26 protein-coding genes, 1 rRNA gene and 1 other RNA gene (1 of these 28 running past the window's edge) are annotated in these 26571 nt (G+C 47.0%); 27 read left to right on the top strand and 1 reads right to left on the bottom strand.

All coding sequences use genetic code 11. The annotated features are described in order from the left end of the window. Positions 1–94: 94 nt before the first annotated feature. The 8 genes from pgi to APAR_RS06725 all read left to right on the top strand — a co-directional run bounded on the left by pgi (position 95) and on the right by APAR_RS06725 (position 6197). Positions 95–1801, top strand: coding sequence for a glucose-6-phosphate isomerase (gene pgi / locus APAR_RS06755; RefSeq protein WP_012809398.1), 1707 nt, complete (start codon positions 95–97; stop codon positions 1799–1801). A 376-nt stretch (positions 1802–2177) separates the two neighbouring features. Further along, the gene (locus APAR_RS06750) at positions 2178–2609 is read left to right on the top strand and encodes a PTS sugar transporter subunit IIA (protein ID WP_012809397.1); all 432 of its coding nucleotides are present in this window, start codon (positions 2178–2180) and stop codon (positions 2607–2609) included. A 54-nt stretch (positions 2610–2663) separates the two neighbouring features. Continuing rightward, entirely contained in the window at positions 2664–3158 is a 495-nt protein-coding gene (locus APAR_RS06745) for a PTS sugar transporter subunit IIB (protein ID WP_012809396.1), read from the top strand. 19 nt (positions 3159–3177) lie between these two features. Next, positions 3178–4044, top strand: coding sequence for a PTS mannose/fructose/sorbose/N-acetylgalactosamine transporter subunit IIC (locus APAR_RS06740; protein ID WP_012809395.1), 867 nt, complete (start codon positions 3178–3180; stop codon positions 4042–4044). Between the two features lie 2 nt (positions 4045–4046). Beyond that, on the top strand, positions 4047–4865 hold the full coding sequence (locus tag APAR_RS06735; RefSeq protein WP_012809394.1) for a PTS system mannose/fructose/sorbose family transporter subunit IID: 819 nt from the start codon (positions 4047–4049) through the stop codon (positions 4863–4865). A 92-nt stretch (positions 4866–4957) separates the two neighbouring features. Beyond that, on the top strand, positions 4958–5296 hold the full coding sequence (locus tag APAR_RS06730; protein ID WP_012809393.1) for a hypothetical protein: 339 nt from the start codon (positions 4958–4960) through the stop codon (positions 5294–5296). Between the two features lie 58 nt (positions 5297–5354). After that, positions 5355–5448, top strand: an RNA gene (gene ffs, locus APAR_RS07210) — signal recognition particle sRNA small type. Between the two features lie 59 nt (positions 5449–5507). Beyond that, positions 5508–6197, top strand: a complete 690-nt coding sequence (locus tag APAR_RS06725) for a VTT domain-containing protein (protein WP_012809392.1) — start codon at positions 5508–5510, stop codon at positions 6195–6197. Between the two features lie 72 nt (positions 6198–6269). Here the strand turns inward: APAR_RS06725 and APAR_RS06720 are convergent, their stop codons facing one another. Then, entirely contained in the window at positions 6270–7958 is a 1689-nt protein-coding gene (locus APAR_RS06720) for a hypothetical protein (RefSeq protein WP_012809391.1), read from the bottom strand. 215 nt (positions 7959–8173) lie between these two features. Between APAR_RS06720 and prfA the strand changes: the two genes are divergently transcribed. From prfA to APAR_RS06625, 19 genes are all read left to right on the top strand, one after another. Continuing rightward, positions 8174–9241 carry a peptide chain release factor 1 gene (gene prfA / locus APAR_RS06715; protein ID WP_012809390.1) on the top strand — a complete coding sequence of 356 codons (1068 nt, stop codon included), beginning with the start codon at positions 8174–8176 and terminating at the stop codon, positions 9239–9241. 12 nt (positions 9242–9253) lie between these two features. Next, positions 9254–10147 (top strand): peptide chain release factor N(5)-glutamine methyltransferase, encoded by an 894-nt coding sequence (gene prmC / locus APAR_RS07380; RefSeq protein ID WP_012809389.1) that lies wholly within the window; start codon positions 9254–9256, stop codon positions 10145–10147. Between the two features lie 56 nt (positions 10148–10203). Beyond that, positions 10204–10854, top strand: coding sequence for an L-threonylcarbamoyladenylate synthase (locus APAR_RS07375; protein WP_012809388.1), 651 nt, complete (start codon positions 10204–10206; stop codon positions 10852–10854). An 89-nt stretch (positions 10855–10943) separates the two neighbouring features. Next, positions 10944–11408: a ribose 5-phosphate isomerase B gene (gene rpiB, locus APAR_RS06700; RefSeq protein WP_012809387.1), complete on the top strand. Its 465-nt coding sequence runs from the start codon at positions 10944–10946 to the stop codon at positions 11406–11408. A 122-nt stretch (positions 11409–11530) separates the two neighbouring features. After that, positions 11531–12175 (top strand): uracil phosphoribosyltransferase, encoded by a 645-nt coding sequence (upp, locus tag APAR_RS06695; RefSeq protein ID WP_012809386.1) that lies wholly within the window; start codon positions 11531–11533, stop codon positions 12173–12175. A 508-nt stretch (positions 12176–12683) separates the two neighbouring features. Beyond that, positions 12684–13484 (top strand): F0F1 ATP synthase subunit A, encoded by an 801-nt coding sequence (gene atpB / locus APAR_RS06690; protein ID WP_012809384.1) that lies wholly within the window; start codon positions 12684–12686, stop codon positions 13482–13484. A gap of 136 nt (positions 13485–13620) precedes the next feature. After that, positions 13621–13815: an ATP synthase subunit c family protein gene (locus tag APAR_RS06685; RefSeq protein ID WP_012809383.1), complete on the top strand. Its 195-nt coding sequence runs from the start codon at positions 13621–13623 to the stop codon at positions 13813–13815. Positions 13816–13857: 42 nt separating this feature from the next. Then, on the top strand, positions 13858–14469 hold the full coding sequence (gene atpF / locus APAR_RS06680; protein WP_012809382.1) for a F0F1 ATP synthase subunit B: 612 nt from the start codon (positions 13858–13860) through the stop codon (positions 14467–14469). After that, the gene (gene atpH / locus APAR_RS06675) at positions 14459–14932 is read left to right on the top strand and encodes an ATP synthase F1 subunit delta (protein ID WP_012809381.1); all 474 of its coding nucleotides are present in this window, start codon (positions 14459–14461) and stop codon (positions 14930–14932) included. Before atpF ends, atpH begins: the two co-directional genes overlap by 11 nt. Further along, on the top strand, positions 14932–16605 hold the full coding sequence (gene atpA / locus APAR_RS06670) for a F0F1 ATP synthase subunit alpha (protein ID WP_012809380.1): 1674 nt from the start codon (positions 14932–14934) through the stop codon (positions 16603–16605). Before atpH ends, atpA begins: the two co-directional genes overlap by 1 nt. Before the next feature lie 6 nt (positions 16606–16611). Further along, entirely contained in the window at positions 16612–17529 is a 918-nt protein-coding gene (atpG, locus tag APAR_RS06665; RefSeq protein ID WP_012809379.1) for an ATP synthase F1 subunit gamma, read from the top strand. Then, positions 17529–19010: a F0F1 ATP synthase subunit beta gene (gene atpD / locus APAR_RS06660; RefSeq protein WP_012809378.1), complete on the top strand. Its 1482-nt coding sequence runs from the start codon at positions 17529–17531 to the stop codon at positions 19008–19010. The genes atpG and atpD overlap by 1 nt, the downstream gene beginning before the upstream one ends. 8 nt (positions 19011–19018) lie before the next feature. Further along, entirely contained in the window at positions 19019–19441 is a 423-nt protein-coding gene (gene atpC / locus APAR_RS06655; RefSeq protein WP_012809377.1) for an ATP synthase F1 subunit epsilon, read from the top strand. Positions 19442–19468: 27 nt separating this feature from the next. After that, entirely contained in the window at positions 19469–20752 is a 1284-nt protein-coding gene (murA, locus tag APAR_RS06650; protein ID WP_012809376.1) for a UDP-N-acetylglucosamine 1-carboxyvinyltransferase, read from the top strand. A 3-nt stretch (positions 20753–20755) separates the two neighbouring features. Beyond that, entirely contained in the window at positions 20756–21979 is a 1224-nt protein-coding gene (locus APAR_RS06645; protein ID WP_012809375.1) for an LCP family protein, read from the top strand. A 108-nt stretch (positions 21980–22087) separates the two neighbouring features. Continuing rightward, a complete protein-coding gene (locus APAR_RS06640) occupies positions 22088–22516 on the top strand; it encodes a metal-dependent transcriptional regulator (RefSeq protein ID WP_012809374.1) in 429 nt (142 codons plus the stop codon). A gap of 120 nt (positions 22517–22636) precedes the next feature. After that, positions 22637–23530 (top strand): UTP--glucose-1-phosphate uridylyltransferase, encoded by an 894-nt coding sequence (locus tag APAR_RS06635; RefSeq protein WP_012809373.1) that lies wholly within the window; start codon positions 22637–22639, stop codon positions 23528–23530. Next, positions 23511–24926 (top strand): phosphohexomutase domain-containing protein, encoded by a 1416-nt coding sequence (locus APAR_RS06630; RefSeq protein ID WP_012809372.1) that lies wholly within the window; start codon positions 23511–23513, stop codon positions 24924–24926. Before APAR_RS06635 ends, APAR_RS06630 begins: the two co-directional genes overlap by 20 nt. A 610-nt stretch (positions 24927–25536) precedes the next feature. Beyond that, a 16S ribosomal RNA gene (locus APAR_RS06625) occupies positions 25537–26571 on the top strand (it continues 477 nt past the right edge of the window).

Genomic DNA, 26571 nt, shown 5'->3' with positions numbered 1-26571 from the left:
ATGATTTGTCGTATTTTTATCAAAAAACGACATTGTGGAGTTTCATGAGTATCGTGCAGATTATCCTTGAGGTAGTCAAAAGAAGGAGATTGGTATGGCATTACCTACAGCACCAAACTTTTTGCCTACTGACGCAACACAAACTAAAGCTTGGCGTGCACTTACAGATCACTACATCAACTTAAAAGATACTAAAGATACGCTGAAGAAATGGTTTGCAGAAGATCCAGAGCGCGTCCAGAATTTTACGTTTGAGCTGGACCAGTTCCTTATTGATCTTTCTAAAAATCTTGCCACGCAAGAGACGCTTGATCTTTTGTGCAACCTTGCAAAAGAGGTTAAGCTTGAAGAGCGTAGAGACGCTATGTACGCTGGTAAGCATATCAATACTACTGAGGATCGAGCAGTTCTTCATACGGCTCTTCGTCGTCCTGCTTCTGAAGTTGGTACGCTTATTGTTGACGGACAAGATGTTGTTGCTGACGTCCACCAGACTCTGAACAAGATGTATGCCTTCTGTGATCGAGTTCGCTCGGGGGAGTGGAAGGGTATTTCTGGTAAGCCTATCAAGACCGTTGTAAGCATTGGTATTGGTGGATCAGATCTTGGTCCTGTTATGGTCTATGAAGCACTAAAGCCTTTTGCAGATGCTGGTATAACCGCTCGTTTTGTCTCCAACATTGATCCTGCTGACCTTGGCGAGAAAACCAAGGATCTTGATCCAGAAACAACACTTTTCATTATTGTTTCTAAGACTTTTACTACGCTTGAGACGCTTACCAATGCTCGTTGTGCTCGCACGTGGCTTTTGGAAAAGCTTACTGAACAGGGCGTTATTGACGGTTCAAATGTTCAGAATGCAGAAGCTATTCGCAAACATTTTGTTGCCGTTTCAACCGCACTTAATCTAGTAGAAGACTTTGGTATTGATCCAGAGAATGCCTTTGGTTTTTGGAACTGGGTTGGCGGCCGTTATTCAGTTGATTCTGCGGTTGGCCTTGTACTGGCGCTTGTTTTTGGCCCACAACGCTTTGCAGAGTTCCTTAGCGGCTTTAATGCAGTTGATGAGTATTTCAAGAACACTCCACTTAGACAAAATGTTGTTGCTCTTATGGGTCTCTTAAACGTTTGGTACGTTAATTTCTTTGGTGTAGCGTCTCATGCAGTACTTCCGTATAGTCAATATCTGCATAGATTCCCTGCATACCTGCAGCAGCTCACCATGGAGTCTAACGGCAAGTCTACCCGCTGGGATGGTACCGCTGTTACTTCTAAGACAGGCGAAATTTTCTGGGGAGAGGCTGGCACTAATGGGCAACACGCATTCTATCAGCTCATTCATCAGGGAACTCAGATAATCCCTGCTGATTTTATTGCATTTGCAAACACTGCTTTTGCTTCAAAAGATGCAGATCTTGATGTTCACGAGCTCTTCCTCTCTAATTTCTTTGCGCAGACCAAAGCGCTTGCTTTTGGCAAGACTGCTGATGAGGTTAGGGCTGAGGGAACTCCAGAGTGGATGGTTCCTGCGCGCGTTTTTGAGGGAAATAGGCCAACTACTTCTATCTTTGGTAAAGAGCTTAACCCTCGCGCTATCGGAACACTTATTGCACTCTATGAACATATCACCTTTGTTGAAGGTGTGGTGTGGGGCATTGATTCCTACGATCAGTGGGGTGTTGAGCTTGGTAAACAGCTTGCAAAGCAGATTTTCCCCGCAATTCATAACGATGAAGAGTTGGCAAAACAAGACGCTTCTACTCAGTCTCTTGTAGCTTTCTATCGCAAAAACAGAAGATAGTGCATTATGTAACATAAAGGTTTTTGGAGTGCGTATTAAGAAGGCCATCGTGTATGGTCTTCTTTTTTGTCGGTTGAGACGGATTTGTATGGAACTTAGAATAGACATTTATATTTTAAATCTGTCTTATTATTATCTCTAATACGCTAAAATATTAATATAAGAGAAAAATCAATGAATATACATTTTTACGGCTAAAAACGCTTGCTCGATAAATTACAGAGGAAATGATTGAATAATTTGAACAAAATTTAAGAAATAACACATCAATATTATTAATAATTTAAGAATGTCAACAGTGTCTGTATAGCTTTGTGTTATAACAACTACGCAAGTGATACTACGCAAGTGACATCTGGTCTGGAATGGAGCGGTAATGAAGTATCTTTTGCTTGTAAGTCACGGAACTTTTGCGCCAGGTTTACATAGCGTAATGGACATGTTAATGGGGCCAAGAGAAGACATTTTAAGCTATAGCATGGAAGATGGTGTTGGAGCAGGTGAGTATGTCAAGAATTTGTCAAAAATTCTTGAGCCACTTACTGCTGACGATGAGGTTGTTGTTCTTGGAGACATCATCGGTGGTTCTCCACTTACTAATGCACTTGATCTTCTCGCTAAAAAAGGTCTGCTATCCCATACGGTAGCTTTTAGTGGTGCCAATCTTCCAATGGCAATTGGTGCTCTGATGGCAATAGATGATGGTCTGAGTGGTGAAGCTCTTGTTTCATCTATTTTGGATGAAGGAAAAAATGGAGTTAATCAGATTGTCCTTGCTCTTGACGATGAGGATGAAGAAGATCTTTAGTAATTACTGCAAGTAAGCGTAGTTGCTTGCGCAAGACATACGTTAGGAGAAAACGTGATTTCATTTGTTCGTGTTGATGACCGTATGATTCATGGTCAAACAGTTACCCGTTGGGCACTTGAGGTTCCCTGTGATGGAATCATTGCAGTAAATGATGCGGCTGCATCAAATCCTGTTCTTAAATCTGCCTACAAATCAGCAGCACCTGACAAGAAAGTTTTTGTCTGGACATTTGATCATTTTAAAGAGAACGCTCAGAAGGTTCTTGACAGCGATTCTCGTTATTTCCTTATTACTAAAAACCCAGTTGACATGAAGAAAATTCTTGTTGACTTTGGTTTTAAGCCAGGAATTAACACTATCATTATCGGTCCTGGTAATGATCGTCCTGGTGCGGTAAAACTGGGTAACAACCAGTCCTTTACGCAAGAAGAGGGACAGGCATTTGAGGATATAACCAAAGCTGGTTATACCGTTCAATTTGCTCTTCTTAAAGAAAAGGCAATTGGTGAGTGGCCTAAATTCCGCGAGAAGTTCGATGTAAAGTAGTATTCGGAAGGCGATTTTTATGGCAATTAATGCGTTTCAAGCTGCCCTTTTGGGTTTGTTTGCATGCCTTGCGTCACTGCCTGGTATGGGTGGCACTACCGTAGGTAACTATACTCTCGGTCGTCCACTTGTTGCAGGTCTTGTCGTTGGCGTCATTCTTGGTGATGTTCAGACTGGCATTATTGTTGGCGCAGCTATTCAGCTGGTCTATATTGCACTTGTAACTCCTGGCGGAACTGTCTCCGCTGATGTTCGTGCAGTTTCCTACATCGGCATTCCTCTAGCAATTCTTGCAATCAAGGCTTATGGTCTTGATCCAAGTTCTGTTGAGGCTGCATCCCAGGCAGCTGCTATTGGCGCCGCTGTTGGTACGCTTGGTACCGTTTTGTTCTATGGCACTGCTACCATGAACCTTGTATGGCAGGGTATTGGTTGGCGTGCAATGGAGACCAAGGAGTGGGGTCGTATCAAGAAGACCATTCCAATGGTTGACTTTGTATTCCCTTGGGTTTCTCACATTATTTTCTCGTTCATTCCAACATTCTTTATTTGCATGGCTGGCGAGAGCATGGTCGGCGTCATGAAGGAATACCTTCCTATGAACGGCATTCCAATGATGACCCTCTTCACTGTTGGTACCCTTCTTCCTACTGTTGGTGTTGCAATTCTGTGCAAGCAGGTTATTACTAAGCCTCTTGATTGGGTAACTTTTGCCTTTGGCTTTATCCTTGCTGGTGCACTTGGCCTGAACCTCATTGTCTCTGCAGTTGTAGCAGTCTTCTTCGCTGTTCTTAACTACCAGCTTCAGCAGGCAAAAAATGTTCGTTTGGCCGCTGCAGCATCAGGCAATGTAAGCGCAGACGATGAAGAAGAGGAGGATATTTAATCATGGCTGAAAAGAAAACCATTTCTCAGAAAGCACGTAATAAGTCTTTCTTGAGCTGGATTTACGGCAATCTTACCTGCTTCTCTCAGGAGCACATGCAGACATTCGGTTATCTTGCATCTATGCTTCCAATCGTTGACGAGCTTTACGATACTGATGACCAAAAGGTTGAGGCTCTTTCTACCTATACAACCTTCTTCAATACTGAGCCACAGATTGGTTCTATGGTTGTTGGCTTGACTGCTTCTTTGGAAGAGGCTCGTGCAAACGGTGAGGCAATTGACGACGAGACCATCAACGGTCTTCGCGCTGGCCTTATGGGCCCTCTTGCTGGTCTTGGTGATTCCATTATCGTTGGTACTTTCATTCCAATTCTTCTTGGAATTGCACTTGGCCTTTCTAAGGGCGGCTCCGTTCTTGGCCCACTGTTCTATGTTGTGGTCTGGAACCTCATTATGTACTTCGGCATGAAGTTTGCTTATAACCAGGGCTATAGTCTCGGTTCTTCTGCTGTTGAGGCACTTGTTGGTCCCGAATCTGAGGCTCTCCGTAGCTCCATCGTTATGATTGGTACTATGGTTATTGGCTCGGTTGCCGCTACATGGATCAATGTCACAACTTCTCTGAATATTGCTGGTGTTGACATTCAAACAACACTTAACGGCATTTTCCCTAAGGTATTGAATCTTCTGTTTGTATACCTTTGCTGGTGGTTGATGACTAAGAAGAAGCTCAGCCCAACGGTTGTTATGCTTATTCTTGTTGTTGTAGCACTTGTTGGCGTTGTTCTTGGCGTCTTCAACCCAGGTCTGTCTTACTAATTTTTTGCGCAAAATCCTGTCTGGCGCAGAAAAGATAAACGTAATAAAGTGGCATCGTCATAAGGCGGTGCCACTTTTGATTGAGAGTTTTTATGAGTAAGAAAAAATATGTAGGAGCAGCTTCTCACTCGCATGAGGATAATCCTTTGGTCGTTGAAGCCCGTATGCAGTCAAAAGCTCTTGGAACACTTAGTGTTTATAAAAGAGCCGCTTATTCTGGTATTGCGATTGGGGTATGGCTCATTTATCTCAGTGTGTACGGAAGTCTTTCTACAAGCTCTATGGCAACAACTGCACTTGTAGGCGGTATTGTTCTTCTCGTCATATCTGTTCCTATAGCTGGAATTTTACATGTAGGCATCTCAAGAGGAAAAAAGAACGTCGAGAAGATCATCAAAGCAATTGAGAAAAATTCGTCAAAAAACGCATAGGCGGCATTTGACTTGTGCAAAGATTACTCTAATAGGGTAGAGTATCTACAGCGCATTGAACGGGTGCGGATGACGTGACACCTCGAACCTGGTCAGGGTCGGGAGACAGCAGCCATAAGGGGTCACTCGCGGGCATCCGTTCCCACTCAATGCGCTTTTCTTAGGTGTAAATTGTGCTTGCCGCGACATTTGTCACGACGATTGGACTTCGATGGGTTTTGTAAACTACATCATTGAACTGCTTAGAGATCCTCGTTCATTTATTGCTTCAATGATTGCCACCGGCCCTCTTGCTGCATACGGTTTTGTTTTCCTAATTGTTTTTATTGAAACCGGTGTAGTCTTTTTCCCATTTTTACCAGGTGATTCTCTGCTTTTTGCGGCGGGATTTTTTGCCCATAGCGGCGGTTTTAATATTGTTTTACTGCTCGTTATTACTTGGTCTGCCGCAATTCTTGGTGATCAGATGAACTTTATGATTGGCCATTTCTTTGGAAAAAAAATTATTGCTTCCGGAAAAGTAAAAGCACTCACCCCAGAGCATCTTGAAAAAACTCAGAAGTTCTTGGATAAGCACGGTCATCTAGCAATTTTCTTAGGACGTTTCTTTCCTTTTATTCGCACGTTTGTGCCTTTTATTGCTGGTATGGGAGGTATGCACTGGAGAAACTTTGTCGTTTACAACATTCTTGGTGGTCTTACGTGGTCCACAATGTTTGTACTTCTCGGTTATTTCTTTGGTGGTATTTCTGTAGTTCAGGAGCACTTTGAGCTATTGATTGTAGGAATTGTTGCCGTCTCAGTTACCCCAACAATTGTGGGGATTGTTCGCGGACGCATAAATAAGGGCGAGAAGAGCAGTAAAGAAGCCACAGATAAAGAGGGAGACGAGGCTAAGTAATAAGCTTTCGTATTGCTTAGATTTTGCTGATAATAATCCCGTCAGGAACAACTTGGCCTGACGGGATTATTTTTACTCTTTGGTGAGTTGATAGGTATCAGTAAAGGTGACTGTTTGACCGTTCTCCGTATGAGTAGAAATGAGTTGAGCCATAACGCTGCTGTTAGCGCTATCAAAGGTGACCTTCAGCTGTGGTTTTTGAGCTGTAGCGTGGGTTGTATTAGAAGCGGAATTTGTGTTTAAGCTTGCATTGGTCAGATCGATTGTTCCAGAAACTTGGATTTCTTCTCCGATGGTTCCTGAAGTTACTAGAGAAGTAGATGCGTTCTTAAACTCAGTGTCACCCGGATACCAACGATATGAGGTATTAAGTGCTCCATGGTTATGCATAACACCCTCTACAGTGGCTGTAAGTGTCAGTTGATCACGAGAAAAACTTGCAGACGTTATCGCTAACGTTAAAGGATTAGTTCGACCGGCATAGCAGGAACTTCCACTGCTTGCTTCGCAGCTGATAAAAGTACCCTTCCAAGTTCCAACAAGTCCGCTGTAGTCATATTTCAGCCCAGCCGACGGACTGACTGAGTCTAGTGTCCAGGTGCCCGTAGAGGCGTCAAAGGTAAATGAAGCAGTAATTTCACAGGTAAGTGAACCATAGAAGGTTGTTGAAACACCTGACATTTTTACCCAGCAAGTCTGTTGACTGCGATCAAAGCTTGCATCAAGAACAGTAAAGGTTGCGCCAGAAAATTGTGAGCTATACGTGACAGCTTCGTTAGGATTATGTTCATCAAGCTTGGATAGCACATCACCAATTGCATCAAGAACCTTTGTTGTGGAAACACCAGAGGTGGCTTGGTAAGTGACTGATTGAGACTCTTCATTACCAATAGCGTTCCAGCCTTGGGTATTTGCATATCCTAGTTTGCTTATCTTTGTGGCTGCAATTGCATTACCTGTGTAGGTAAGTCGCACTACAGAGTTGGCGTAGCCTGTGGCGCCAAACTGAGCAGCATCACTTGAGATTGCTGTAGTGCTTCTTGTGCGAGAAATAACTTCAATGCCTGTAAGCAGCAAGGATTCATCGGCATCGTATTTGCCGGGAGTCCACGCTGGAGCCTCAGCTCGTGTACGAGCGTCAGCAATAACAGTGTCAGTTGAAGGAACATTGCTTACGCGAATAAAGAAGACGATAATCGCAGATAAAATAGCAAGGCTCAAAAGAGCAAGAATGCCAGAAAGCAAGCTATAACGGCGTACAAATCTAAAAAGCGCACGACGTCTACTGCGAAGATAGCTTGAGAATGTATCAGCAACATCTTTGATAGAGGTTGCGTCATCAGCTGATGCTTCATTGCTAGCATCAGCACTGCTTTTGAAAGAAGTTTCAGCAGCTTTAATTTCTGAGTGCTCTTTCGTGCTTTCTTCAAGCTCTTTGAGGCGAGCTTCTACAGCAGAGAGGTCCTGTGTCAGAGCGGCATCGTTTACGATTTTTTCCAGGTCAGTTGTACTGTCCGCATCGTTTTCAGAAGAACCTTCATCTGAAGTCGAGTTATCGTCACCCTCTTTGTCGTCCTCGTCTAGAGCAGGAAAAATGGGGCTGACAATTTCCATAATGTAATCTTCATTGGCAGCAGCCATATCAGCAGCAATAGGGTCAGTCGCCTCAATAGCTTGGGCATCAAGACTCTTCTCGTCTGAAGATGTATCCTCTGCAGCAGATAAGTTATCTGGTTGTGAAGTTTTGTTCTTAGAAGTCATAGCTCCCCATTACTGTACGGACCTGCTGTAATTTTCTCACAATTAGGCAACTTGTGTACCCTCATCCTGTGCAGATAGGGGGCTATCGGTTTAAAAACTGCCTAGTGGTGGTACACTTCTTTAGTTGAATTCTCACCTTGTAAGCAGCTTGCGCGATAGTTTGGACACGTGCCAATGAGCCAAGCGTGCACAAAGTATTTATCTTAGGAGCAAGAATGCGTGACAAGCTAGAAAAAATCGTCGATGCGTATGCTGAGCTTGAGCAAAAGCTTGCAGATCCAGCTGTTGTTTCTGATCCAAAAGAGTATGCTCGTGTTGCAAAGGAGCACTCTAATCAGGCGGACTTGGTTGCTCACGCTAATAAGTACATCACTGCTCTTGACGATATCGAAGCGGCAAAGGAACTTCTTAATGCTACTTCTGATCCAGAAGAAAAAGAGATGCTGCAGGAAGATATTGCTGCTAATGAAGAGATGCTCCCTCAGCTTGAGGATGAGATTAAGGTCATGCTGATTCCAGGCGATCCAAATGACGAGAAGGACACTATTGTTGAGATTCGCGCTGGTGTTGGCGGTGATGAGGCTGCAATTTTTGCGGGCGATCTCTTTAAGATGTATGAGCGCTTTGCTGAGGCTCGCGGGTGGAAGACAGAGATTTTGTCCAGTTCTCCTTCTGAGGCAGGTGGCTTTAAGACCATTGAGTTTAAGGTTACAGGCGATAAGGTCTATTCAGTCATGAAGTATGAGTCCGGCGTTCACCGTGTTCAGCGCGTTCCTAAGACGGAGTCTCAGGGTCGTATTCAGACCTCTACTGCAACCGTTGCAGTTCTCCCAGAGGCTGACGAGATTGATATTCAGATTAACCAGGAAGATTTGCGTATTGATACCTACTGCGCATCTGGCCCTGGTGGTCAGTGCGTTAACACCACGTATTCTGCAGTTCGTATTACTCACCTGCCAACAAACACCGTTGTTCAGTCCCAGGACCAGCGTTCTCAGATTCAGAATCGCGAGGTTTGTATGCAGATGCTTCGCGCTCGTCTTTACGAGATGGAGCTTGAACGTCAACAGGCTGAGCAGGGTGCAGAGCGTCTTTCCCAGATTGGTCATGGTGCACGTTCAGAGAAGATTCGTACGTACAACCAGCCACAGGATCGCGTAACCGACCACCGCGTTGGCTTTAACGGTACCTACAACGGCGTTCTGTTGGGCGATACACTGCCATCTGTCATTGAGGCTCTAGCTGCAGCAGAGCGTGCCGAGAAACTCGCTCAGGCTGTTTAAGGCGCAAACTTCATGACGGATGAAGTTTGGACAATTCAGAAAATTTTAACGTGGACCACTCAGCACCTGGAAAAGAAAGGCGATGAGCATCCACGTCTTTCTGCGGAATGGCTTTTGTCTGCAGTGACGGGTCTTTCTCGCGTTCAGCTTTACACCAACTTTGACAAGCCGCTTTCTGCAGACGAGCGTGCTCGTATGCGCGAGGCAATTAAACGCCGTGCAGAGGGCGAGCCACTCCAGTACGTGACAGGAGAGATGCCTTTTAGGCACCTGGTGCTTACCTGCGAGCCTGGTGTGCTTATTCCGCGGCCAGAGACAGAAGTTCTGGTAGACGTTGCGCTAGAAGGCGTTGATGCGTCAACTCCAAATGCTGACGGGGAAGTACGCGTGCTTGAGGTTGGTGTTGGAACGGGCTGCATTTCGCTCTCTATTGCCACTGAGCGCCCACAGACACGCGTCTATGCTACAGACCTTTCTCCTAAGGCGATTGCGCTAGCAACTCGCAACAGAGATGCTCTGGACCTGCAGGACCGTGTGGAACTTATTGAGTGTGACTTGGTAGAAGGAGTGCCTGCAGAACTTGCACAATCCTTCTCGGTGTTGGTGTCTAATCCGCCTTACATTCCCACAAGCGTGCTTGAACAGGAGGTCCCTGCTGAGGTCAAGGGTTTTGAGCCCAAGCTGGCACTTGACGGGGGCGAGGACGGTTTGGACGTCTATAGGCGATTGCTTGAGGTAGCTCCGCGCATGCTTTTGCCTGGAGGAATGCTTTGTGTTGAGCTCTACGAGGGACACTTGGACAAGGCAGCACACCTTGCTGAGGAGCAGGGAATTTGGGAGTCCGTTGAGGTTAAAGAGGACCTGACGCACAGACCACGCATTCTTGTATCTCGTCTAGTAAAGTAGTATTTCAGACGTCTGGCGAGAAAATCTGTGTAACACAACAAAGAGTTGAGGGTTTCATGGGAGAGTACATCAAAGTTGACCAGATGAGTCCAGATGCATCTGTAGTTTCTTTAGCAGTTGAGGTTGCTCGTCGTGGCGGTGTACTTATTATGCCTACTGATTCTGTCTACGGGATTGGTGCAGCAGCAACTCCTCAAAACCCAGGACATAAGCGTATTTTTGAGATTAAGCAACGTCCCGTAGAGCAGACACTTCCATGGCTTGTGGGCAGTAAGTCTGACTTGCAAAAATATGCTCATATTACACATGACTGGGCAAATAAGCTGGTAGAAGCATATTGGCCAGGAGCTCTTACGTTAGTGGTTAACGCATCAGAGAACGTTCCTGAAGAGTATGTTTTACCGGATAATCGGACCATTGCGCTTCGTATGCCCAATTCACCACTTGTGTGCCGGATTGCACAGCAGCTCGGATGTCCTTTGGCTACTACCAGCGCCAATACGCACGGAACTCCTTCTGCAGTTGATGGATGTGGTCTTGAGGCGGAGCTTGTTGAAGAGGCTGATTTGGTACTTGACGGAGGTCCAGCGCCCCTTGCTATTGCGTCGACCATTGTTGATTGTACAGGTAATGAGCTGCGCATTTTGCGCGAAGGCGCTCTTCCAACCGAGGATATTCTCGCCACCGCGGAATTTGCGGAAAGATAAAAAATCCTATTCCTTTTATGTGTTTTGGCTGCAGCTTTTGCCTGCATGCGGTACTCTCTATAGGAGTGAATTTTCTGAGGAGGATACGTATGCGTATTGCAGTTGGCTCTGATCACGCTGGCTTTATCCAGAAAGATCCTATTATTGAGCACATTAAGTCGCTTGGTCACGAGGTTTTGGACTTTGGTCCAGCAAATGATGACCGTGTTGATTACCCTGATTTTGCAGATAAGGTTGCTCGTGCAGTTGCAGCGGGTAAGGCTGATCGTGGTGTTCTGATTTGCGGCACCGGCATTGGCATTGCCATGACCGCTGATAAAGTTCCTGGTATTCGCGCAACTCCTGTTCAGACTGTTCAGTTTGCAGAGCTTGCTCGTGAACATAACAATGCAAACGTCATTGGCCTTTCTGGCCGATTCACCGATCTTGCTGTTAACGAGGCTATTGTGGATACCTTCCTAAGCACCGAGTTTGCAGGCGGCCGCCATACTGGACGTGTCGAGAAGATTATGCGTGAGGATGACCCTAACTTTAAGGGTGTTGATGCTGAGTAAGCGAGCAGCACACAATGGTGCTGTATGAGTAATACATACGCAAACCTGCATGGAATGTACTAGCTAGGCTAAAGTTGCAGACATTCAAATAAAGCACAGGTCAAGCTCTTGGAGGGAGCATTATGGCAGATTACGATGAGTCCAGACTTACGGTTGTTGACCACCCATTGGTTCAGCACAAGCTTCACATTCTTCGTGATAAGACAACTACTACAAAGCAGTTCCGTGAGCTTGTTAACGAACTTGCAATTCTTGAGAGCTATGAGGCTATGCGTGATTTCCCACTTGAGGACGTCCAGGTAGAGACTCCTCTTGAGACCATGACTGCTAAGCGTATCGCTGGTAAGAAGGTTGCGATTATTCCAATTCTTCGTGCTGGTCTTGGTATGGTTGACGGCATTTTAGAGCTGGTTCCCTCTGCTCGTGTTGGTCATGTTGGTATGTATCGCGATCCAGAGACCCATCTTCCTCACCAGTATTACTGCAAGTTCCCTGCAGATATTGAGAACCGTACTTGCCTGGTTGTTGACCCAATGTTGGCAACTGGCGGTTCCCTAACTGCTGCTATTCAGTTCCTGCGTGAAGCTGGTGTCAAGGATATCCGTTGCTTGACCATTGTTTCTTGCCCTGAAGGTGTCAAAGCAACTTTGGACTTTGACCCAGATGTACGCCTCTACACTTGCACTGTTGATCGTCAGCTGAGTCCAAATGCTTACATTCTTCCAGGTCTCGGTGATGCAGGTGACCGTATTTATGGCACCAAGTAAGGAGTTCATTGTTCTTCTCGCAATCTAATAGGGTTGCGAATACGTACGCTAGTACATGATCCAGTGCTCGCATAACGTGTGCACTGGATCATTTTTCAAATCATCGTTTTACGAGAAGAAATAGTTGCTGTCATATATCAACAAGTTTGCGGATAACCGGGAATATTGATGCAATTATTTTTTATTTAAACCTAACTATACCTGCCGAGAAAATAGCAGCATAACAGCAGTTCGTTAGTGTTATAGTTAAATGAACCAATAACGGTGGCTAATACGAAATGTGTCAGTAATGTGAGATTTTGAGCATGAGTCAATTATTTGGTTTTGTAATCGTGACTATGCATACATTTAGTGCTAGTATCGCCGTTCGTCGCAAATATGTACGCCGAGTGGTAGATAATACACTCCAAGTGGCATATTCTTGGCATCTTATGTTGCGTTTCAAGTATGCTGAGCAGTGACGGGCAATCTGAAATGGTTGCAGATTGTATGGGGAGGTTGAGACAGAGTGGATGTTCTTGCGCAGTTGCCAGCAGAGATGGCCGAGCTGCTCGAAAGTTTTTTACCACACGCATTGGTTGGTAACACCACCTTTGGTTTCACGAACTACATTTTCTATTTCTTGGTCGCTGCTGTGATTTTCCTTATTGTCTGCTTTAGGTTTAAGAAAAAGCAGGCAGAGAGCGTTGTTCCTAAAGGACGCTTTGTTAATGGTGTTGAGTATCTGATTGAGTACATTAGAGATGATGTCTGCAAGGCTTCTCTTGGAGAAACTTGGCGCACACACTTCCCATTCTTGATCACTATGTTTATGTTCATCTTAATTAATAACATCATTGGTCTTATTCCTGGCGCACATCCAGGTACTGGTACTATTGGTGTTACTGCCGCTCTTGGTCTTTGCTCCCTTGGATATTTTATGTATGTGGGCGCAAAGAAGATGGGCGTTATTGGGTATATCTTGAGCCTTGCACCAAAGGGTGTTAATCCTGTGATTGCAGCAGTTATTTGGGTTATTGAGGTATTCTCAACATTCCTTCGTCTGGTTACTCTGGCTGTCCGTTTGTTCTGCAATATGTATGCAGGTCACATCGTTATGGGTACGTTTGCAATTCTTGCATCTATGTACTTTATGCCAGCACTTGAGAACTTCTCCGCGTCAACAGCTGCTCAGGCAGGCTTCTCGCTTTTCTGGATTCTGCTGTTGATTATCATTTACTTGGTAGAAACTATTGTTGCCTTCATTCAGGCATACGTTTTTACCCTACTCTCCACTGTATATATCCAGCTGGTAGAGTCTGAGCACTAAGCCAAACGCTTAGTTGGTGGCATTGCCACATCCGTGCCAAACGGCACAAAAGATGAAGTCTTCTGAGTCCACGCTCAGTTGATGATAGGTATGAATATTGGTCGCCTTGAGAGGGGCGAGCGAAAAAGGAGGAATCGTGGGAATTTTTGGATATGCTATTTGCGTTGTCGCAGCAGCAGGTTGTATTAGCGCCGTAGCAATGAGTGCCGCTAACAACATGGCTCGTCAGCCAGAGGTTCAGGGCCGTCTCTTCACAGTCTTTATTCTTGGCTGCGCATTTATCGAGGCTCTTACCCTGATTGGCTTCGTTGTTACCCTGATGGTTAAGTAAATAACAGTACGTAACAGCGAAATCGCTACGTTGGAGGAATGCATGAATACGATTTGTAAGGGAGCAAGAAAGGCCAGCACAGTAGGCGCAACTGCTGCTCTACTTGTGGCAATGGCTCCCTCAGTCGCACTTGCCGAAGAGGGTGCAAGTGGTGCCGATATTCTTCTTCCAAAGCCCGCTGAGTTTGTTCCTGCTCTGATTGCGTTTCTGATCATCTTTGCTGTTGTAGCAAAGTTTGTATGGCCTTCCGTTCTACGTATGCTTGACAAGCGTCAAGAGAAGATCCAAGGCGATCTGGACGCTGCAGCAAAGTCTCGCGAGGAAGCTAACAAGGATCGTGAAATCGCAGCAGCTGGTATCGACGCAGCTAAGCAGCAAGCAAACGAGATTGTTTCTGCTGCTAAGCGTGAGGGCGAAGAAGAGCGTGCTCGTATTATCGAGCAGGCAAAGGCAGAAGCTGTTGAGATTATTACTAAGGGTAAGGGCGTTGTAGAGTCTGAGCGTCGTCACGCTATGGCCGAGCTTTCTGATTCCGTTGTTGATCTTGCCGTCGATATTGCCGGAAAGATTATTGGCAACGAGCTCTCAGTAGAGCAGCAGCGTGCTCTTGCCGAAAAGTACCTTGCGGAAGTAGGTACTCCAGATGAGCACTAATAAAGACGATCAAGACAGAAAAGTAGAGGGCTATACCAGGGCGCTCCTGGAGGCTGGCCGCGCAGAGGGTCGTGCAACGGCAGACCTCGTACAGGTGCAGCACGCAAAGAAGTTCTCTCCAGAAGTTCTTGAGACTCTTGGTGCTATGCAGGCGAGTGAGGATGTCAGCCTTATCAATGATGTTGCCGCTACGTTCCAGGAGCTTCTTGAAGAAGAAGACAAGACACTTACGGTAACGGTAACTACTACAATGCCTCTTGATGATGAGTTACGCGCAAAGGTCACCGAGAAGCTCGAGAAGAACTTCAATACTCAGGTGTATCTTATTGAGCGTGTTAATCCAAAGATTTTGGGCGGCATCGTAGTTGAGGCACGTGATCATCGTTATGATGCATCGGTAAAGACACAACTCACTCACATTAAGAGTAGGCTCTCTTCAGATCACGTTGAAAGTGAATTGTAATGACTGATAAGACCACCATACAGGAAGGAACGCTAAGCTCAGATGCTGTAATGGCACAGCTTAGAGAGCGCCTTTCTAAGGTCAATTCAACCGTATCCCAGCAAGAGGTATCTGCTGTTACTGAGGTAGCAGACGGTATTGCTCGTGTTGCTGGTCTACGCAGCGCTATGGCAGGCGAGTTGCTGGAGTTTACCAGCTCCGTTACTGGCCACAGCGTATTCGGTCTTGCTCAGAACCTTGATGAGACTTCTGTCGGTGCTGTTTTGTTCGGCGAAGTTTCTGAAATCAAGGAAGGCGACGAGTGTCGCACTACTGGCCGTGTTATGGACATCCCTGCTGGATACGACATGCTTGGTCGTGTGGTTAATCCATTGGGTCAGCCTATTGACGGTCTTGGTGCAATCCACGCTACACATCGTCGTCCTATTGAGTTCAAGGCTCCTGGCATTATGCAGCGTCAGCCTGTCTGCGAGCCAGTTCAGACTGGTCTTCTTGCAATTGACGCTATGGTTCCTGTCGGCCGTGGTCAGCGTGAGTTGATCATTGGTGACCGTAAGACTGGTAAGACCGCTATCGCAATTGACGCAATCGTAAACCAGAAGAACACCGACATGATTTGTATCTATGTCGCCATCGGTCAGAAGGCGTCTACAGTTGCAAACATCCGCGAGTCTCTTTCCCGCCATGGTGTTCTTGATAAGACCGTCATTGTTGCAGCTACCGCAGCTGATTCTGCTCCAATGCAGTACATTGCCCCTATGGCAGGCGCTGCTATTGGTGAGTTCTTTATGTATAACGATAAGGACGGCAAGCCTGCTGACAAAGATCATCCAGGCGGACACGTTCTTGTTGTTTACGATGACCTCTCTAAGCAGGCAGTTGCATACCGTCAGATGTCACTGACGCTTCACCGTCCACCAGGACGTGAGGCATATCCTGGTGATATTTTCTACCTGCACTCACGCTTGCTGGAGCGTGCATGTAAGCTCTCCGATGAAAACGGAGCAGGTTCTCTTACAGCACTTCCAATTATTGAGACGCAGGAAGGCGATGTCTCTGCATACATTCCTACAAATGTCATTTCCATTACAGACGGCCAGATTTATCTGCAGTCTAACCTATTCTTCCAGGGTCAGCGCCCAGCAGTCGACGTAGGTATTTCCGTATCCCGCGTCGGTGGCGACGCTCAGGTTAAGGCTATGAAGCAGGTTGCAGGTACACTTCGTCTGGACCTTGCAAGTTACCGTGAGAAGCAGGCATTCTCGCAGTTTGGATCCGACTTGGATGCAACTACGCAGTACCAGCTTAACCATGGTGCTCATATGATGGAGCTTCTCAAGCAGCCACGTTACTCAGCTCTGGACGTAGTTGACCAGATTTGCGCAATTTACGCCGCAAAAGAGAATTTCATTGATGACGTTGATCTTGAGAACGTTGCTCTCTTCCGTGACGGCCTTGCTCAGTACATGAGTGAGTATCACCCACAGCTCCGCAACTCTTTGCGCACAGGAAAGATTTCTGATGAGCAGGCAGAGCGCTTGAGTGATCACATTAAGCACTTCAAGGCTAAGTTTATAGAAGAGCATCCAAACAAGGTTGTGGATGAAGCAGAAGCTAATGCAGATACACCAGGTTCTTTTGACGCAGTAACCCAGGGTTCATTGCAGGAGTAATTACTAATGGCGAACCTTCACGAAATATCGAGGCGTATGAGCTCCATCAGGAGCACCATGCAGATTACGCGCACTATGTCGATGATTTCGACAGCGCGTGTCCGCAAGGCACTTGATAGGGCCGAGGCTGCTTCGCCATACAAGGATGCTATTACCCTTATGCTTGCAAATGTTGCAAGCGCTAGCTTTAATCCTAAGAAACAGCCTCTTCTTGCTACGCATAAAGTTGAGAAGAACGTGCTGTTTTTAGTCATCGCATCTGACCGCGGTCTTGCGGGAGGATTTAACATCTTGCCGCAGCGCGAAGTTGAGCATGAGATGGCACGTCTTAAAGCTAAGGGTGTGGCTTCAGAGATAATTACTTGCGGACGCAAGCCAACTGAGTACTTTACGTATAGAAATATCAAGCCCACTATGTCCTATGTAGGCATTTCCTCTGAGCCTACAGCAGACCAAGCTGATCGTATTGCCTCCTACATTATGGATGGTTATATAAAGGGTAAGATTGATCGCGTAGTAATCAAGTATTGGCATGCAAAGAACCGTGTTGATCAAGAGCAGGTTACAGAGCAACTTCTTCCTGTTTCACGCGAGACACTCACGATTCCTAATAAACCCCGTACCGAAGAAGCCCTCTCACAGGTGAAGACGTATAACAAGAGTGAATATCACTTCTCGCCATCTGCTTCTCAGGTACTAGACTCCTTGATGCCCGCTTATATCAAGACGGTCATCTTCCACGCACTTCTTGATTCTGCTGCAGCTGAGCACGGTGCACGCCGTCGTGCAATGCAGTCTGCAACTGATAATGCTGAGAACGTCTTAGGCGCTCTTAGCCGTACGTACAATCGCGAACGCCAGGGCGCAATTACCACTGAACTCAATGAGATTATCGGTGGTGCTGCAGCATTGGAGGATATGTAATGTCAGATATGCAAGTAGAGACTTCTTCCTTTGAGGAAGCTGTTCTCAACAAGCGCAATCAGCGCGTTGACGATGGCGTAATCGTTCGCGTAGTTGGACCAGTTGTCGACGTTAAGTTCGACGGACCTGTTCCAAGCATCTATACCGCACTGACGGTAGAGGATGACACGCCTGTTGGTCACGTCAGCACTGTTCTTGAGGTTGAGTCTCAGCTTCACGGTGGTGTTGTTCGTACCGTCGCTATGTCGTCAACCGATGGTCTTCAGCGTAATCTTCGCGTTAAGGATACCGGCAAGCCAATGATGATGCCAGTAGGCAAGTCTACGCTGGGCCGTGTCTGGAACGTCATGGGTCAGCCAGTTGATGGTGGAGAAATTCCTGAAGACGTTGAGTATTATCCAATTCACCACCCAGCACCTCTTTTCGAAGAGCTCACTACTGAGACAGAAATTTTTGAGACAGGCATCAAGGCAATCGATCTTCTCGAGCCTTATGTTCGAGGCGGAAAGACTGGCCTCTTTGGCGGCGCTGGTGTTGGTAAGACCGTTTTGATTCAGGAGCTTATTAACAACCTAGCTCAACAGCATGGTGGTACCTCCGTATTCACCGGCGTTGGAGAGCGTACTCGTGAGGGTACTGACCTCTTCCTTGAGATGACTGAGTCTGGCGTTATTAACAAGACTTGCCTAGTCTACGGTCAGATGAACGAGCCACCAGGAGCTCGTATGCGTGTTGCTCTTGCAGGCCTTACTACTGCAGAGTACTTCCGCGATCAGGGCCAGGACGTTCTGTTGTTCATCGACAACATCTTCCGCTTCTCTCAGGCAGGTTCTGAGGTTTCCGCACTTCTTGGTCGTATGCCTTCTGCAGTTGGTTATCAGCCAACTCTGGCTACAGAGATGGGCGAGCTTCAGGAGCGTATTACTTCCACCAAGGAAGGCTCTATTACTTCCGTACAGGCAGTTTACGTCCCTGCAGACGACCTTACTGACCCTGCTCCTGCTACAACCTTTACGCACTTGGATGCAACTACCGTTCTTTCTCGTGCTATTACTGAGCTTGGTATTTACCCAGCAGTTGATCCTCTGGCCAGCTCTAGTTCTGCTCTTGATCCATCCATTGTTGGCGAAGAGCATTACCGCGTTGCTATGGCAGTTCAGGAGACTCTGCAGGAGTACTCTGACCTTCAAGACATCATTGCAATTCTGGGTATGGACGAGCTTTCTGAGGAGCAGCAGCGTACTGTTGCTCGCGCCCGTAAGATTCAGCAGTTCCTCTCTCAGTCATTCCACGTTGCCGAGAAGTTCACTGGCAACCCTGGCGTATATTGCACCGTTGAGGAAACTGTTCGCTCGTTTGCAGAGATTATTGATGGTAAGTGTGATGACCTACCTGAGCAGGCATTCCGTTTTGCAGGCACCATCGAAGATGTTCGTGAGCGTGCTGCAAAGATGTCAGCTTCAGATAGCTCACAGAACTAGGATTTCTCATGGCTGAGTTGACTTGTCAGTTTGTCAGACCAGATAAGCTCCTCTACGAAGGAACCGTTGAGAGTCTGATTCTTGCTTCATCAGATGGAGAGTATGGTGTGTGGCCAGGCCACGCACCAGAAATCATTGCGCTTGGTGATGGTGTTGTAAGACTGCACATGCCTCATCCAGAGTCTGAAGAAGAATCTATGACCAAGATAGTGATTTCTGGTGGATATGCAGAGATTGATCCAACAGGAGTCATTATCTTGGCAGATCATGCTCGTCGTGTTGATGACATTGATGCAGATGTTGTGCGCGAAACAAGAGACGATGTCATTGACCAGATGCTTTCTCTTCCAGAAGATGATAATCGTCGTGCCTACTACGCAAAAAAGATAGACTGGTGTAATCTACTTCTGAAGCAAGTGGTTGAGGAGTAATTCTCACACTGTCGTTTTCGGAGGTTTATGGACGTCATAAAAGTAGTGGGTGGCAACTCTGTCACAGGAGAGGTCACCGTAGAGGGCGCAAAAAACTCTGCCCTCAAATTGATGGCTGCAACCATCATGGCTCCTGGTGTTACTACACTTACCAACGTTCCTAATATTGCAGACGTTCACGTCATGGGTAAGGTACTCAAGACGTTAGGTGCTCGTATTGAAGTCGTTGGTCTTCACGAACTCAAAATTGATACCACAGATATTACAAGCTGGGAGACTCCTTACAGCCTTGTTGCACAAATGCGTGCGTCAACTGCTGTTTTGGGCCCCCTTATCTCACGTTTTGGTAAAGCTGTTGTTGCGATGCCAGGCGGGTGTAATATCGGCGCACGTAAAATTGATATGCACATTTTGGGTCTTGAGGCTTTGGGCGTCGAATTTAAGGTTGAGCACGGCAATATTCATGCAAGTGCTCCTCACGGCGTAACCGGAGAGACTGTTTCTCTTGCTTTTGCTTCTGTTGGCGCAACAGAGAACCTGATGATGGCATCAGTCTTTGCAAAGGGTGTAACGGTCATCGATAACGCAGCCCGTGAGCCAGAAATTGTCGATCTAGCTAACATGCTCAATAAAATGGGTGCCAACATTCAGGGCGCTGGATCTCCTGTTATTGAGATTCATGGCGTAACTGAGCTGCATCCTGTTGAGCATGAAGTTGTTGGCGATCGTATTGAGGCTGGTACTTTCCTGGCTATCGGTGCGCTTACTGGTGAGCCCATTACCGTTCACGGCTTCGAGCCAAATCACCTTGGTCTGGTGCTTAAGAAGTATGAGCAGATGGGCATTACCGTTGAGACTGGAGATAGGTGGGCACGGGCTTCTCGCCAGCAAGATCTTAAGGCTATCGACATTCAGACGCTGCCGTTTCCAGGCTTCCCAACGGATATGCAGGCACAAACTATGACGCTGCTTGCTCTGGCAAAGGGAACCTGTATTATTACCGAGAATGTCTTTGAGAACCGCTTTATGCTAGCGTCCGAGCTTTCCCGTATGGGAGCTGATATCACTATCGAGGGACATCATGCTATTGTTCGCGGTGTCTCCGGGTTTGAGGGAGCACAGGTTAAGTCTCCAGATCTTCGTGGCGGCGCTGCTCTTGTCATGGCTGGTCTTGTGGCTGAGGGTGAAACAATCGTTTCCGATATTCACCACATTGACCGTGGTTACGAGGGATTTGTCGAGAAACTCGTCGCGCTGGGAGCAGATGCTCAGCGCACTACCATTCCAGACGACGATTTTATCGAAGGATAGTTTGTGTCAACTACACCAAAGCATGCAAAATTGCTAGACAGCGGAGCTACACAAGGTACCTCGGCTGATGCCGCACAAAATACTGCAGCTGGCAGTGCACAAGGGACTGCACCTAGCGTCGCGGCTAATGCTTCGCAGAAAATCTCAGCTGGCACTTCTCCTTTTAGCCGTACGCAGGCAGAGGGTTACCACAAGCGCCGTAAACGTGTTTTTAGAAAACAGATGGTGGTAAGGTCTCTTTTAGGTGTTTTTGCGGCTGTTTTTGTTGCTGCTGTGGTAGGCGTAGGTATTTGGTACGCAAATGTTCAGGCGCAGCTTAATAACTCGCAGGTCATCACTAATGAGCTTCGCCAAACGCTTCAGGAGCCTTCTGCACCAAGTGATCCCTATTATGTGCTGCTTCTAGGAACAGATGGACGACCTGGTGAAACCGAGTATCGTGCAGATTCCATTATTTTGGCGCGTGTTGATCCCATTCATAAGCGTGTGACTATGCTTTCTATTCCACGAGACACACGTGTCTTGTGGAAGGGTTCCTACATGAAGATCAATGCCGTCCACTACTATGACGGAGCAAATGGTATGGTGCAGGCTGTTAACGAACTGTGCGGCGTACATATTGCTCACTATGCTGAGGTTAACTTCGATGGTCTTGCTGGCATTACAGATGCTCTTGGAGGCGTGACCGTAAACGTTGAGCAGTACATGCGTGATACAGAGAACTTTAGCGACGTTGTTGAGCTGTATCCTGGCGTTCAGAAGCTCAACGGTGCTCAAGCACTCTTCTTCACTCGCGTTCGTTACGCTTTTGCAGATAGCGATTACACTCGTATGCGCCACCAAAGAACGTTCATCAAGGCCATGATTGCTCAGATTTTGAACACCGGAGATCCTGTGGCCATTGCCAATATTGTCAATTCAACAGCAAGTATGGTCATTACTGATTTGTCTGTCTCAGATATTATTTCCCTAGGTACTCAGATGATTGGAATGAATACCGATAAGGATATCTATACGGCATACGTACCATCTGAGGGAACAGAAATTGATGGCCAGTCGTATGTTATTACAGATAAAGAAGCACTTGCAAAGATGATGAAAGTGATTGATGAAGGAAACGATCCGTCTGGTTTAAATGAACAAACAGATGCTGAGGCAAATGCTGAAGCTACCGAGAAAAGCTCTGAAGAGTCCTCAGAATCTCCAAACAGCTCTTCTCGCCAGTAAAATTTAGCTTCGTTTTTGGGTATCATTCAAGTATTAGAAGTATTTTCGTTGCGTAGCGCAATTGATTTTGCATGAAAAAGACTGCCAAGCAGTCATCGGAGGAGAGTTATGGCCAACGATAACGTACAAAGCGACCACACACTGACAAAAGCCGGTGAGGATTATCTCGAGGCAATTTATCGAATTGCACTTGAGCAGCCAGATGACGATAAGAGTGTCCGCTCCGTTGACATTGCTGAATGCCTTGATGTTTCTAAAGCAAGCGTTAATAAGGCGCTTTCTCAGCTTAAAGAGCAGGACATGGTTGAGCAGAGTCGTTATGGTCGCGTTACGCTGACCAAAGAAGGCGAGGCAAATGCTCGTACCACGTGGCGCGCTCACCGTGCGCTTCGCACTTTCCTCGAGGAAGATTTGGGAGTAGACACAGAGACTGCAGACGCAGAAGCTTGTCTTATGGAACATTCACTTTCTATAGATACTTTGGCAAAGCTTATTACGTTCCTTGAAAAGCGCGGTATTGAGATTCCAAGTAAATAGCTTAACTAGACGTTTAGGTGAGCGTTTGTCATTTGAGTTTATCGGCGACAAAATCGCCATCTTTAAAAATGCACGTTAGGTGTGCAGAGCCAGCAGGGCTTATAACTGAAAGGTAAACACATGAAGGCAATTATCCCAGCAGCAGGTCTAGGTACGCGTTTTTTACCTGCGACAAAGGTAACTCCTAAAGAGCTGTTGCCTGTTTTGGATAAGCCCGTTATTCAGTACGTAGTAGAAGAGGCTCTTGAGCCAGAAGAGGTCGATGAAGTAATCATCATCAATTCTCGTGAGAAACCACAGGTTGAAACCTACTTTGCTGAAGATCAGAAGTTTGAGTCCGATCTTTCTTCTCGCGGAAAGCAAGACCTTGCCGATAAAGTTCATGCAGCTTCTGCGCTTCCTGTTTCTTTTACCTATCAGGACAATCCTCGTGGCCTTGGCCATGCAGTGCTTTGCGCTGCAGACGGCGTAGGAGACGAGCCATTTTTTGTTCTTCTCGGTGATTATTTTGTTCCAGACCGTCAGATGTGCATTCGAATGGCAGAGATTTCTAAGCAGTATAACAACGCTTCCGTCATTGCGGTTGCCCCAGTTCCCGCAGATCAAGTGTATCGTTACGGTATTATCGCGGGCGAGTGCATTTCTTCTCCTTCAGATAATGCTGAGGGTGAGGGTGCTATTTGGAAGGTAACCGGACTTGTCGAGAAACCCCGTCCAGAAGACGCACCTTCTCACCTGTTTATTGTTGGCCGTTACTTGCTCTCTCCAAAGATTATGGAGCTTCTGGCAACTCAGGGTCCTGGTGCAGGTAACGAGATTCAGTTGACAGACGCAATGGAGCGCCTGCTTGCTGAGGAAGAAATGTACGCGCTGGTAATTGATCCAGAAGAGGGTTGCGATACCGGTACTCCTGCAGCTTGGGCAGCAACTAATGCTCGTATGGCACTCTCTGACCAGGATTCTGCAGCGGCGTTTAAAGAGGCGCTCGGCAGCTATGCCAACCGCATTGGATAAAAGACCTGACATACTCCGTTTTGGCAGCGATGGCTGGCAAGCTCGCTATGACAAAGGCTTTACCAGGGATAATGTAGTTAGACTCGCAGAGGCCCTCGGTACTGTCTGGTCACAAGAGCTGCCTGGCGGTATTGTGTTTGTTGGGTTTGACACGCGCTTTGAGGCAGATTCGTCTGCTCTTGAAGCTGCCGCAACACTAGCCTCCTTTGGTCTAGACGTGCGTGTTTCCGAGACGTTTTGTCCCACACCATCTATTTGCTGGGCCTGCGCGCATCACGATAATGTAGCTGGTGGCCTTATCATTTCTGCAACTGAACTTTCCTGCGAATATTGCGGCATGATTATTCGCGCTGCTAATGGTGGTCCAGTTTCGCGTGACTTTCTTCAGCGCGTGGAATCGACAACGCCGCTTGAGCCAACAGATCAGCGTGGAACTTTTACCACTACAGATATCGTGACACCTTATAAAAGTGCGCTGCTTGATCAGATTAATGTGTCTGTTATTAAGGAGTTGCGCCCTAGCGTGGTGGTTGATCCCATGTACGGCGCGGCAACAGACCTGCTTGCCGACGTGCTTTCGTCTGCTGGATGCGTTGTGCATCAAATGCATCAAGGTCCTGTTAGGGATTTTGGTGGTATCCACCCACAGCCAGCAGATCCATGGGCCGACGAGTGCTCTTCAATGGTGGTAACCCGCCATGCGCAGTTGGGACTTTTGATTGATTGCGACGGAGACCGCGCTGCTGCTGTAGATGAAAGCGGTCGTCTCCTTAGTCCACACGAGCTTATCCCGCTCATTACACGTCATCTTGTACAAAATCGTAAGCAAACCGGTCGTGTTGTTTCTACGTTGACCTGTTCTGCAACGGTTTCTAGGCAAGCCGCTCATCTTGGATTGGAATCTGCGAGCGTACCCGTTGGATTTGCTCGACTTTATTCGGAGATTGAGCAGGGAGACGTTCTTCTCGCTGCAGAGGAGTACGGCGGCATCTGTATTCCGAGTCACCTCTTGGAGCGAGACGGCCTGCTTGTGGCTCTGCTTGTTGTCGAGATGCTTGCGTACACCCATAAATCGCTTGCACAGCTTGTTGCTGAGGATGAGGCTGAGCTGGGTCGCATGTGTTATAGCAGGCGAGGAGTGCGTCTTGACGCTGCGGCTACTCAAGCGTTCAGGAACATCCTTCCAGGTCTTAACCCAGAAAATGTTGCAGGTCAAGTACCTGTTTTGGTAAGTCACGCAGATGGTCTTAAGCTTCAGTTCAAAGACGATTCATGGGTGCTTATTCGTCCTTCTCGTATGGATGCTCTGGTACGCGTATATTCTGAGGCTGCTAACGAGACGCTTCGTGATCAGCTCCTCGACGCAGCCTGCCAGATTGTAAAAGACGAAATTTAAGTCTTATTAAACATTAAATTACGTAGATCATTCCAGCGTGATCTTGTTTTCTTACAGCATGAAGCTAGCATACAGTTCTATCAATTGACGAGAAATTCGATCAAACGAGAAATTCGATTAATTTTGAAATACCATTCAGGAATGGTATTTCTGAAGCAATGTTTTGGAATAATATTTTAGAAACAGTATGTACGCACGTATTAAAACGTTTAAATAAGACAACACTATATAGATGAAAAATAAAGAATTAATTCAAGGCAACATAAGTAATTTGATATTAAATATCCGTTGTAATTCACTAAAGACTATAAATCGTGTAGAAATTGTGGAGGAATTAAGAAGATAGAAAATCACCTTCACAAACGAGCCGTAAGTGCGTATAGTTATTCCCCGCGCCGCGCACCACGCAATGGGAAATCGCAGCGCAGCGAACCTTGAAAACCGGATACTGCGATCGAAAGATCAGCAAAGACAGACAAGCGAAATTCGAATTTGAACAGTTTGTTCAAAAGTCAATTCATAATTTCAGCGAATCCGAGATCAGCGGGATTTTAGAGACGTGGATTCAACTCAACTTTAAATTGTACTGACTTTTAGTCAGTTAATTTTTTGAATGGAGAGTTCGATCCTGGCTCAGGATGAACGCTGGCGGCGCGCCTAACACATGCAAGTCGAACGATTAAAGCACCTTCGGGTGTGTATAAAGTGGCGAACGGCTGAGTAACACGTGGGCAACCTGCCCCTTTCATTGGGATAGCCACGGGAAACCGTGGATAATACCGAATACTTCGAGACTTCCGCATGGAAGACTCGAGAAAGCTCCGGCGGAGAGGGATGGGCCCGCGGCCTGTTAGCTTGTTGGTGGGGTAACGGCCTACCAAGGCAATGATGGGTAGCTGGGTTGAGAGACCGACCAGCCAGATTGGGACTGAGACACGGCCCAGACTCCTACGGGAGGCAGCAGTGGGGAATCTTGCACAATGGGCGAAAGCCTGATGCAGCGACGCCGCGTGCGGGATGAAGGCCTTCGGGTTGTAAACCGCTTTCAGCAGGGACGAGGCGAAAGTGACGGTACCTGCAGAAGAAGCCCCGGCTAACTACGTGCCAGCAGCCGCGGTAATACGTAGGGGGCAAGCGTTATCCGGATTCATTGGGCGTAAAGCGCTCGTAGGCGGTCTGTTAGGTCGGGAGTTAAATCCGGGGGCTCAACCCCCGCTCGCTCTCGATACCGGCAGACTTGAGTTTGGTAGGGGAAGGTGGAATTCCTAGTGTAGCGGTGGAATGCGCAGATATTAGGAAGAACACCAGTGGCGAAGGCGGCCTTCTGGGCCATAACTGACGCTGAGGAGCGAAAGCTAGGGGAGCAAACAGGATTAGATACCCTGGTAGTCCTAGCCGTAAACGATGGACACTAGGTGTGGGGGAGTATTTCTTCCGTGCCGCAGCTAACGCATTAAGTGTCCCGCCTGGGGAGTACGGCCGCAAGGCTAAAACTCAAAGGAATTGACGGGGGCCCGCACAAGCAGCGGAGCATGTGGTTTAATTCGAAGCAACGCGAAGAACCTTACCAGGGCTTGACATTTAGGTGAAGCGGCGGAAACGTCGTGGCCGAAAGGAGCCTAAACAGGTGGTGCATGGCTGTCGT

Origin of the sequence: Lancefieldella parvula DSM 20469, assembly GCF_000024225.1 — a bacterium.
Taxonomy (GTDB): Bacteria; Actinomycetota; Coriobacteriia; order Coriobacteriales; family Atopobiaceae; genus Lancefieldella; species Lancefieldella parvula.
This window is presented reverse-complemented; position numbering and strand designations above follow the sequence as displayed.